General features: G+C 42.9%; 9 protein-coding genes and 1 riboswitch. Of the genes, 7 read left to right on the forward strand and 2 right to left on the reverse strand.

Translation table 11 applies throughout. The annotated features are described in order from the left end of the window. Window positions 1-624 precede the first annotated feature (624 nt). On the forward strand, window positions 625-2,133 hold the full coding sequence (locus WB217_RS12745) for a tetratricopeptide repeat protein (RefSeq protein ID WP_423993592.1): 1,509 nt from the start codon (window positions 625-627) through the stop codon (window positions 2,131-2,133). Between the two features lie 103 nt (window positions 2,134-2,236). Here the strand turns inward: WB217_RS12745 and tenA are convergent, their stop codons facing one another. Continuing rightward, on the reverse strand, window positions 2,237-2,926 hold the full coding sequence (gene tenA / locus WB217_RS12750) for a thiaminase II (protein ID WP_423993593.1): 690 nt from the start codon (window positions 2,924-2,926) through the stop codon (window positions 2,237-2,239). Window positions 2,927-3,048: 122 nt separating this feature from the next. Then, a riboswitch (TPP riboswitch) is annotated at window positions 3,049-3,157 on the reverse strand. 286 nt (window positions 3,158-3,443) lie between these two features. Here tenA and trxB point away from each other — a divergent pair. The 6 genes from trxB (at window position 3,444) to WB217_RS12780 (ending at window position 8,942) form a co-directional block, all read left to right on the forward strand. Further along, the gene (trxB, locus tag WB217_RS12755) at window positions 3,444-4,394 is read left to right on the forward strand and encodes a thioredoxin-disulfide reductase (RefSeq protein WP_423993594.1); all 951 of its coding nucleotides are present in this window, start codon (window positions 3,444-3,446) and stop codon (window positions 4,392-4,394) included. A 712-nt stretch (window positions 4,395-5,106) separates the two neighbouring features. After that, window positions 5,107-5,565, forward strand: coding sequence for an NUDIX hydrolase (locus WB217_RS12760; RefSeq protein ID WP_423993595.1), 459 nt, complete (start codon window positions 5,107-5,109; stop codon window positions 5,563-5,565). 53 nt (window positions 5,566-5,618) lie between these two features. Next, window positions 5,619-6,512, forward strand: coding sequence for an RNase adapter RapZ (gene rapZ, locus WB217_RS12765; RefSeq protein ID WP_335374774.1), 894 nt, complete (start codon window positions 5,619-5,621; stop codon window positions 6,510-6,512). After that, window positions 6,509-7,492 carry a gluconeogenesis factor YvcK family protein gene (locus tag WB217_RS12770; RefSeq protein WP_423993596.1) on the forward strand — a complete coding sequence of 328 codons (984 nt, stop codon included), beginning with the start codon at window positions 6,509-6,511 and terminating at the stop codon, window positions 7,490-7,492. The genes rapZ and WB217_RS12770 overlap by 4 nt, the downstream gene beginning before the upstream one ends. Window positions 7,493-7,712: 220 nt before the next feature. Continuing rightward, a complete protein-coding gene (gene whiA, locus WB217_RS12775; protein WP_423993597.1) occupies window positions 7,713-8,660 on the forward strand; it encodes a DNA-binding protein WhiA in 948 nt (315 codons plus the stop codon). Window positions 8,661-8,684: 24 nt separating this feature from the next. After that, complete coding sequence (locus tag WB217_RS12780) at window positions 8,685-8,942, forward strand: HPr family phosphocarrier protein (protein ID WP_423408162.1); 258 nt, start codon at window positions 8,685-8,687, stop codon at window positions 8,940-8,942. Between the two features lie 69 nt (window positions 8,943-9,011). Here WB217_RS12780 and clpP read toward each other — a convergent pair whose 3' ends face one another. Further along, window positions 9,012-9,617: an ATP-dependent Clp endopeptidase proteolytic subunit ClpP gene (gene clpP / locus WB217_RS12785; protein WP_423993598.1), complete on the reverse strand. Its 606-nt coding sequence runs from the start codon at window positions 9,615-9,617 to the stop codon at window positions 9,012-9,014. Between the last annotated feature and the right edge of the window lie 207 nt (window positions 9,618-9,824).

The raw sequence follows: 9,824 nt of genomic DNA on the forward strand, positions 1-9,824 counted from the left end.
GGCGAAAAGTATAGCAATCTGGCGAACTGGAAATCCCCTGCGATTTCTTCCAATTTTATAACCGAACCATTTTTATCAATTTTAACTTTATTGCCTAGTTTCAGTTAAATATTCACCTTGTTCCTGCAAAAGGGTGTCCTTTAAAACTCGTAATTTGCACTTGTACGTAAATCCTAACCTTGAATGCAATTAAAATAAGATCACTTACTTCTTGTTAGTCGACACTGCAGACCAAATCCTCAATTACATTTTTTCAGCTTGTCTCATCCCTGCGCCAAACCTGGAGTAAATCAATCAAATCGATCGAAACGCCAAGTGTAATTCCCTTTACAAATCGTCAATACACTCTTCCAATGAAAAACCGACATCAATTAAGTCAACTTCCATCCAAATATCCCCATCCCCACCACTACATTTTCCAATCACCATCTTCTCTTACGCTCTGTCCGTATGTTATACTACATTAGTTAATGGCTGTTTCCAAAAGCAGGTGAATTTGGGTCAAGGCCTCGGGATATCTTTTCAGGGATGGATCATCAAAAGGATTGATTCATGCAACCAAGTCATAAATGCAACTAGGCATACGAAAAGAGCCTTAGTTAAAAACGTTTTACGGAGGATCACATGGGAAAAGACTCTAAAGCAATGAAGCAAAAGGGACAATTGCTGTCGTTTGTTCCTACAGGTGAATATTACTTCACCAAAGGGGTCAAGGCTTTCCATAGACGGGATCTTAAGAAGGCTGAGAAGTATTTCCAGCGCGCGATGCAGCTTGAGCCCGGCGAACCGATGATCATGTGCCAGCTGGCCATTGTGCAATCGGAGTTGGGGGAATACCAGCAGTCTAACCGTCTTTTGCACTTGATCCTCGAAGAACTTGATGAACACATGGCAGAGTGCCATTATTTCTTAGCAAATAACTACGCTCATATGGGCTTATTTAGAGATGCATTCAGGCATGCAAACCTTTACCTAGAAGTGAATGAAGATGGGGAGTTTGCGGAGGATGCAAATGACCTCCTTGAACTGCTCACACTCGAAGCAGAGGAAATGGACGAAGACTTTTATGAAGAAGATGACTTGATCATCAAGCAGGAAGAGGCCAGGAACCATCTTGAATCTGGCGAATTTCCGAAGGCGATCGAGATTTTCCATGAGGTTATCGAAGAATATCCAGAATATTGGTCTGCTTACAATAACCTGGCACTGGCATACTTTTACCTGGGTGAAACCGTCAAGGCGCGGGAAATCCTTAATGATGTGCTGGAGAAAAACCCTGGTAACCTGCACGCCTTGTGCAATGCACTAGTATTTGCCCATTATCAGAACCAGACCGAGGAAGTCCAGAATCTAAGGGATTCTTTGGGAAAAATTCATCCAATCCACGTTGAACATCAGTTCAAGCTTGGTGCCACATTTGCGCTGGTTGGCGAATACGAACTCGCTTACAGATGGCTGAAGAAGCTGCAGAAAACAGGATTTGAAGGCGACGGTGCCTTTTATTACTGGCTGGCGCACGCATCATATTTTACCGGCAGGGAGCATTCCGCAAGAGTGATTTGGAAAAAGGTTCTCGAGTACTCTCCTGAAAAAGAGGGGATGGAACCTTGGTCAGAAAACCCAGGCGGTAAATTCGAGTCACAGGTAGCTGCGATTCTACATCAGCTGAACAGTGATTATCCTGAAGAACGATTATTCGCCCTCTTCCTGACATCTGTTTCTTCAAAAAAGAAAGAGATCCTCGCTGCTGAAAAGTCGACGGATAAAATGACGGAAGTCGAGAAATCGTACCTTGCATACGTCGCTTCAGGCAAGTTGAATGATCAGAAGGACGAAGTTGCCGGCGCGCATGAAACGGCTAAGCTATTGTATGATCACCATCAGCCAATCGGAAAAAACGAAGCTGGTGTTTATATTATGTGGTTTTCAGTATTTGAGCAGGCAGTAGAAGCTGGCTATGATTTTAAAAATAAGAAAGCATGGGCAGCCGCTGTAGATTATCTCTGGGATAAGCTAAGAAATATCAAGACTTCAAAACAAGCAGTTGCAAATAAATACGGACTGTCCGTTTCAACACTTTCAAAATATATTAGTTTGGCGAACGAATTTCTTCATGAAGAAGACAGCATATAATTTAAGAGGTTAACCCTTCTGCTTGCAGAATGTGGTTAGCGATTTTTACAAAAAAGTGTCATGCCCAAAAGCGGGTATGACACTTTTTTGCTTTTGAGGAAGCTTACTTTGCGATGGGCTTAAGTTTATTACTAGACCAGCCTTCCAGCGTAAAGGCCATTTCCCAGAATTGCAGCTCGTAATGGCAGCTGATCAAAAAGTGCTGCTTCATCTTTTCTTTTTCCGTGTGTGAAGCATTTTCTGCAAGTGCATCAAGAAGGTTGATTTGCTCGTTCACAAGCTCGCTGAACCAGTCACTTCCATAAGCAGCGATCCATTCCTGGTAGACTGGTGCTTCAGGAGTAGCATCCTTCAGCAGTTCCCCAATCTCGTGGTATATCCAGTAGCAGGGAAGGATGGCGGCAATGATTTCTCCCAGGCTTCCCGAAGCAGCAACTCGGTAAAGATGTGAGGTATAGGCATAGGCAGTCGGTGCTGGCTCGAAGCTTTTCAAGTCTTCCTTCGTGACCCCAAGCTGCCCCATAAAGCTTTCATGTAAACCAAGCTCGGCCTGATATGTACCCTGGGCATGGGAAGCCATTTTTGCTGTTATAGATAGATCCTCAGCTCTCGATGCACCAATTGCTTGGATACGAGCAAAATGGGAGAGGTAATAGGAGTCCTGCAAAATATAATATTTAAAGCTTTCAAGAGATAATGTCCCCTTGGCGATTCCCTGGACGAATGGGTGGTTATAATTCGCTTCCCAAATCTCATTTGCTTCTTGGCGGATCAACTGTGTAAAAGTAGACATAAAAGACCTCCTGGTTTATAAAAATTCAACATCCTTCCAGTGAAAGATGCTTTTTTCCAATAAAAAAACCACTTTCTGCAGGCAGAAAGTGGTTGTATTGGCAGCAAAGTGAAAAAATAAAAGCTCCAGATACTCCACTTCCCTACGCTGGTATGATCCAGATCAGGTTCGAAGGGTCTTAAAGTTTCACTTTAATCTCAGCCTTAACAAAAGGCTCCCCTAGCAGATGAAATTTGCATATTTAATTAATAATATGTAAATCAGCATAACACCCATCAGGAAATTGTCAAACAATAAAGCTGGTTAGAAAAAACGTTCACAAGGAAACCTTTCACCTATTCAATCCTATTTATTAATTTATAAATCATTATTGTCATTTCCGTGAACAGGCAATTTTTCTAAGCATATTTTTGGACTATATTCCTCTTGTTTTATAGGATATGTTTAGGCAGGAAATACTATTTTCGAATGAAAACTGAAGTTAATGCGGATTTTGATTTTAAAGGAGTTGTACACCATGTCAGAAGAGAAAATTTATGATGTCATCATTATCGGTGCTGGCCCAGCAGGCATGACGGCTGCCGTTTATACATCGCGTGCGAATTTATCTACATTGATGCTTGAACGCGGCGTTCCTGGCGGACAGATGGCCAATACGGAAGAAGTTGAAAACTACCCTGGATTTGACCACATTCTTGGACCTGAGCTTTCAACTAAAATGTTTGACCACGCAAAAAAATTCGGTGCAGAATATGCTTATGGTGATGTAAAAGAAGTCATCGACGGCAAAGAATACAAAACGATCAAAGCTGGCAGCAAAGAATATAAGGCGCGCTCAATCATTATTTCTGCAGGTGCGGAATATAAAAAGATCGGTGTTCCTGGCGAGCAGGAATTGGGCGGACGCGGTGTTTCTTACTGTGCGGTATGTGATGGAGCATTCTTTAAAAATAAGGAACTTCTTGTTGTCGGCGGCGGCGACTCTGCTGTTGAAGAAGGTGTTTATTTAACACGTTTCGCTTCAAAAGTGACAATCGTTCACCGACGCGACGAGCTTCGCGCGCAAAAAATCCTTCAGGATCGCGCGTTTGCGAATGAAAAAATCGATTTCATCTGGAACCATACTGTTAAGCAAATCAACGATAAAGACGGCAAGGTTGGCAGCGTGACACTTGTATCCACTAAAGATGGAGAAGAGATGGAATTCCCTGCAGATGGAGTATTCATCTACATTGGCATGGTTCCTTTAACAAAGCCATTTGAAAGCCTTGGAATCACAAACAGCAGTGGCTATATCGAAACAAACGAACTTATGGAAACAAAAGTTCCTGGCATCTTCGCAGCTGGCGATATCCGTGAAAAAACACTTCGCCAAATCGTGACAGCTACTGGCGACGGCAGTATCGCAGCACAAAACGCACAGCATTTTGTAGAAGAATTGCTTGAAGAATTAAAAGCGAACGCTTAATATATGCACTTGAAAATCCCCCAGGAACTTTGCCTACGGGGGATTCAAGGTGTATGGAATAATAGTACATTCTAAATCATAAATATTTCCTTTTAACTGGTAAAAAAAGTTCTTCGCGGTATAAATTAACAAAACGTAATTATATATTAATTCTTCTGTAACAGTAGTGAAACAATCATGGGGTATTATAGGAGTAGAAATTGACCCCCTTTTAAAAATATAATCCTTTGACGGCACAGGTTATCCTGTGCTCCTTTTTTTGCAAAAAATTGATACAGGCCTTCAGAAAAAGGTATAACACCCCGAATTTTCATCAAGAGATCCTGCACATATCGAATGTAATGACTTCAGCTTTATTCAAAAAGTTCCTCAACGTTTTATTGGATAAAAAGTAAAATTTCCAGTTAAAAAAATTCATTAACAGAAATATCATTTTTGTATTCATTGTGACGAAAATCTAAAAATAGTATAATGGAAAGAATAAAAGTTCGGCCATTTTAGCTAGGCCACTTATTTGATGTCTAGCTTCAGCGCCTAGCCCCTCGAGTCGCTTCAATCCTGCCAATGAAGTCAAAAAGCGACTTCACTGTCAGGACCTTCGACGGACAGGACGTCCTAGTGCCGACGTTGCCACACGAAGTGGCGGTCTTAGTCGGCCAGCGCTTGTCGGGGCTGAACAAGGCGCTTACGCATTTCTGAAGAGGTGGAATTGATGCAGCGCGTGACAAATTGTGTTTTGGTTAAGGATAATAAGATTTTGCTGCTGCAAAAGCCGCGCCGCAATTGGTGGGTGGCTCCGGGCGGAAAGATGGAACCAGGGGAGACCGTGAAGGACTCCTGTGTACGCGAATTTCGTGAGGAGACAGGGATTTACCTTCGGAATCCTCAAATTAAAGGGATTTTTACCTTTGTCATCAAGGAAGATGATCAAGTCATTTCTGAATGGATGATGTTTACCTTTTATGCGACCGAGGCAGACGGCATCAATCTGGATGAATCGGAAGAGGGTACGATATCCTGGCATGAGCTCGATCGTATTAAAGAGCTTCCTATGGCCGCAGGAGATTATCATATCCTGGATTATATGGTCCATGGACAGGGGATTATCTATGGAGCCTTTACTTATACACCGGATTTTGAGCTGATTAACTACAGGCTCGATCCAAATTGATTTTTTAATAATCGCTATAAAAATAACTACTTCACTTTCAGGGGGAAAGAGAAATGAGTACCGGATCGACTACCGATACCCAACTGGTGATCATAACAGGGATGTCTGGAGCGGGTAAAACTGTTGCCATCCAGAGTTTTGAAGATCTAGGGTTTTTCTGCGTGGATAACCTGCCGCCTACATTGCTTCCTAAATTTATGGAGTTAATGAAGGAATCCGGCACAAAAATGAATAAAGTAGCACTCGTTATGGATTTGCGAGGCCGCGAGTTTTTTGATTCGCTTTTTAAAGCGCTGGATGATTTGGCGGAGACTGCTTGGGTGGCACCCCAGGTTTTGTTCCTGGATGCTGATGATTCAACCCTTGTGCGTCGATATAAAGAAACGAGACGCTCCCATCCTCTTGCTCCATCAGGCCTCCCGCTTGAAGGAATCCGGCTTGAACGTGAACTGCTTGAAGAATTAAAGGGCAGAGCCCAAACAATATACAAAACGACAGATATGAAGCCGAAGGAACTCAGGGAAAAAATCCTTGAAGAGTTTTCGGAGAATAAGCAAGCGACATTCACAGTGAATGTAATGTCGTTTGGTTTTAAGCATGGCATCCCAATTGATGCGGATCTTGTGTTCGATGTGCGATTCTTGCCAAACCCGCACTACATTGACCATATGCGTCCTAAAACCGGCCTTGATGAAGAAGTTTCAACCTATGTCCTTAAATGGAGTGAAACGAATAAGTTTTTAGAAAAGGTTACTGACCTGCTAAGCTTTATGCTCCCTCATTACAAGCGTGAAGGGAAGGCACAGCTTATTATCGCTATTGGCTGCACAGGCGGCCAGCACCGGTCTGTTGCCCTTGCCGAGAATATTGCCAAGTTTTTTGAGAAGGACTATCATACCCGTGTCACGCATAGGGATATAGATAAAAGGAAGGGACAGCCAACATGAGTACGAATGGACTGCCAAGAATCGTCATCATCGGTGGTGGAACCGGTCTGCCAGTCTTGCTGCGGGGATTGAAGAAGCACCCTGTAGATATTACGGCGATCGTGACGGTTGCCGATGATGGCGGCAGCTCCGGCAGGCTCCGGGAGGATATGCAAATCCCTCCCCCTGGAGATATCCGGAATGTCCTGGCTGCACTCTCCGATGTGGAACCGCTGATTGAGGAGATGTTCCAGCATCGCTTCAATACATCCAATGAATTATCCGGGCATTCGCTTGGTAACCTCATTCTTGCTGCAATGACATCGATTACAGGAAACTTTGTCCATGCGATTCAGGAAATGAGCAAGGTTTTGAATGTCAGGGGAAAAGTACTGCCAGCCGCGAATCGAAGTGTCATGTTAAATGCTGTTATGGAAGATGACAGCATTGTTAGAGGCGAATCGAAAATTCCTTATTCAGGCAAACGAATCAAAAGGGTATTTTTGAATCCAGAAAACGTCAAGCCGCTACCGGAAACACTTCAGGCAATCAGGGAAGCAGATTTGATTGTCATCGGACCGGGCAGCCTGTACACGAGCATCTTGCCAAACCTGCTTGTTAAAAGGCTTGGACAGGAAGTATGCAAAGCCCAGGCTCGTAAAGTATATATTTGCAATTTAATGACCCAGGCGGGGGAAACGCATAACTTTACTGCAAGTGACCATATAAAGGCAATCTATGACCATATGGATTCTGCATTTATCGATACGATTCTTGTGAATAACGAAACAATCCCTCCAGATGTCGAGCTGCGTTATAAAGAGGAGCTTGCCCAACCCGTTCATTTTGATTTGGAAAGGCTGATGGCTCTTGGTATCGAGATCGTTCAGGAGGAAATTGCCGAGCTTGATGGAAATGTGATCAGGCATGATACAAAAAAAGTATCAGAAATTTTGTATTCTATGATTTTAAATGAAACTAAAAAGAGATATAACGCGTAATATAGGATGCAAGCGTTTGTCTTCTTTTAAAAAATAGAAACTATTGTTAAAAATAGCTCAAGCGCCTGTAGAGGTCGTTCTGTCCAGTGAATGCGACTGCATCAGGTCACTTCGAGGGACCGGGCTTCCTAAGTTCTACTTCACTAGCTGGAAAATAGATGTGTAGGACTTTTCCGGCTATCTAAAGCGCTTGTGTTTTATATATTTAGGGGGTGAGAAGGTGTCGTTCGCTTCGGAAACAAAAAAGGAACTCACGAACATTGATACAAAGGGCTGCTGCTCCATAGCTGAACTTTCCGCCCTGATCAGGATGAATGGTTCCCTCTCCTTCTCAAATCGTAAGCTCATCGTAGACATTCAGACTGAAAATGCTGCAATTGCACGGCGGATCTATACCCTGATTAAAAAAAGTTATCAGGTCCAGGTAGAACTGCTTGTCCGCAAAAAAATGCGGCTGAAAAAGAATAATGTTTATATTGTCCGCTTGAAGGAATCAGCCAGAGAAATTCTGGAGGATTTAAAGATTTTAGGAGAAGGCTTTGAAATTATTTATGATATTTCGGAAGACCTAGTGAAAAAGAAATGTTGTAAGCGTTCTTATCTAAGAGGTGCATTCCTTGCTGGAGGGTCCGTCAACAACCCGGAGACTTCCTCCTACCATTTGGAGATTGCATCCATGTACCAGGAGCATAATGAATCGTTATGTGAATTGATGAATACTTTTGGACTGAACAGCAAAACGCTCGAACGGAAGAAAGGATTTATCACCTATTTAAAAGAGGCTGAAAAAATCACCGAGTTTCTGAATATTGTTGGCGGCCATAACGCGTTGATGAGATTTGAGGATATCCGAATCGTCCGTGATATGAGGAACTCAGTGAACCGCCTTGTCAATTGTGAAACTGCAAACTTGAACAAGACGATTGGTGCAGCACTTCGCCAGGTTGAAAATATTCGATATATCCGCGAAACAGTAGGTCTGCACATTTTACCAGATAAGCTTAGGGAAATCGCCCAGCTTCGTGTCGATTACCAGGATGTTACGTTGAAAGAGCTAGGCGAGATGGTTACCGGCAGTACCATCAGTAAATCAGGAATCAATCACCGGCTGAGAAAGATAGATGAAATCGCAGACAAACTACGAGCCGGACAGATCATAAATAAATAGAGGGATAGAGGAGGAAATAATAAAATGGTAGAAAAACAGGTTGAAGTGAAATTGAAAACTGGTTTACAGGCTCGTCCGGCAGCATTGTTTGTACAGGAAGCGAACCGCTTCTCATCCGATATTTTTCTTGAGAAGGACGGTAAAAAGGTAAATGCGAAGAGCATCATGGGATTAATGAGCCTTGCCGTAAGCGCGGGTGCATCTGTTAACTTAATCGCCGAAGGCAATGATGAAGAGGAAGCTTTGGAGAAGCTTGCTGAATATATCCAGAAAGAAAATTAATCTAACTCCCGGTGAATCCCGATTAGAAAAAAACTCGCTCCCACATTTGGGAGCGAGTTTTTCGTGTTATTACTTATCTTTCTTTTCTTCAAGCACGTTGCGTGTGATAATCTGGTCAACAAGACCGTATTCTTTTGCACGCTGAGCTGTCATGAAGTTATCGCGGTCTGTATCCTTAGCGATTACGTCAAGCGGCTGTCCAGTGCGCTCAGAAAGGATTGTATTCAATTTATCACGAAGGAAAAGAATGCGCTTAGCAGCGATTTCAATTTCAGTCGCTTGTCCTTGAGCACCGCCAAGTGGCTGGTGAATCATGACTTCACTGTTTGGAAGGGCATAACGCTTCCCTTTTGTTCCAGCAGCAAGTAAGAATGCACCCATTGATGCGGCCATACCGATACAGATTGTTTGTACATCTGGTCTGATGAACTGCATTGTATCGTAGATTGCCATACCGGCAGTGATGCTGCCGCCTGGGCTATTGATGTAGATGGATATGTCTTTTTCTGGGTTTTCTGCTTCCAGGAATAAGAGCTGGGCTACGATTGAATTGGAGACATGGTCATCAATCCCGCTTCCTAGCATAATGATGCGATCCTTTAAAAGGCGGGAATAAATATCATATGCCCGTTCGCCCCGATTCGTTTGTTCGATAACTGTAGGAATCAAGTTCATGTTTGTTTTCCTCCTTTAACATAAAGATCTTCAGTGCCATGTAAAGGCAGTAAGCAAGCTGGCAGTATATGGTTTGTTTGCCAGAATAGCTATGTATTTTAATGATACACGCATGGTCAATAAAGGTCAAACGAATCGCTTACAAAGCCTTCAGAAACTGTTCGACAATTAATTTGATCATTTTGACCAATTCACTCTACCGTATCC

Origin of the sequence: Mesobacillus sp. (assembly GCF_049588175.1) — a bacterium.
Lineage (GTDB): Bacteria > Bacillota > Bacilli > Bacillales > Cytobacillaceae > Mesobacillus.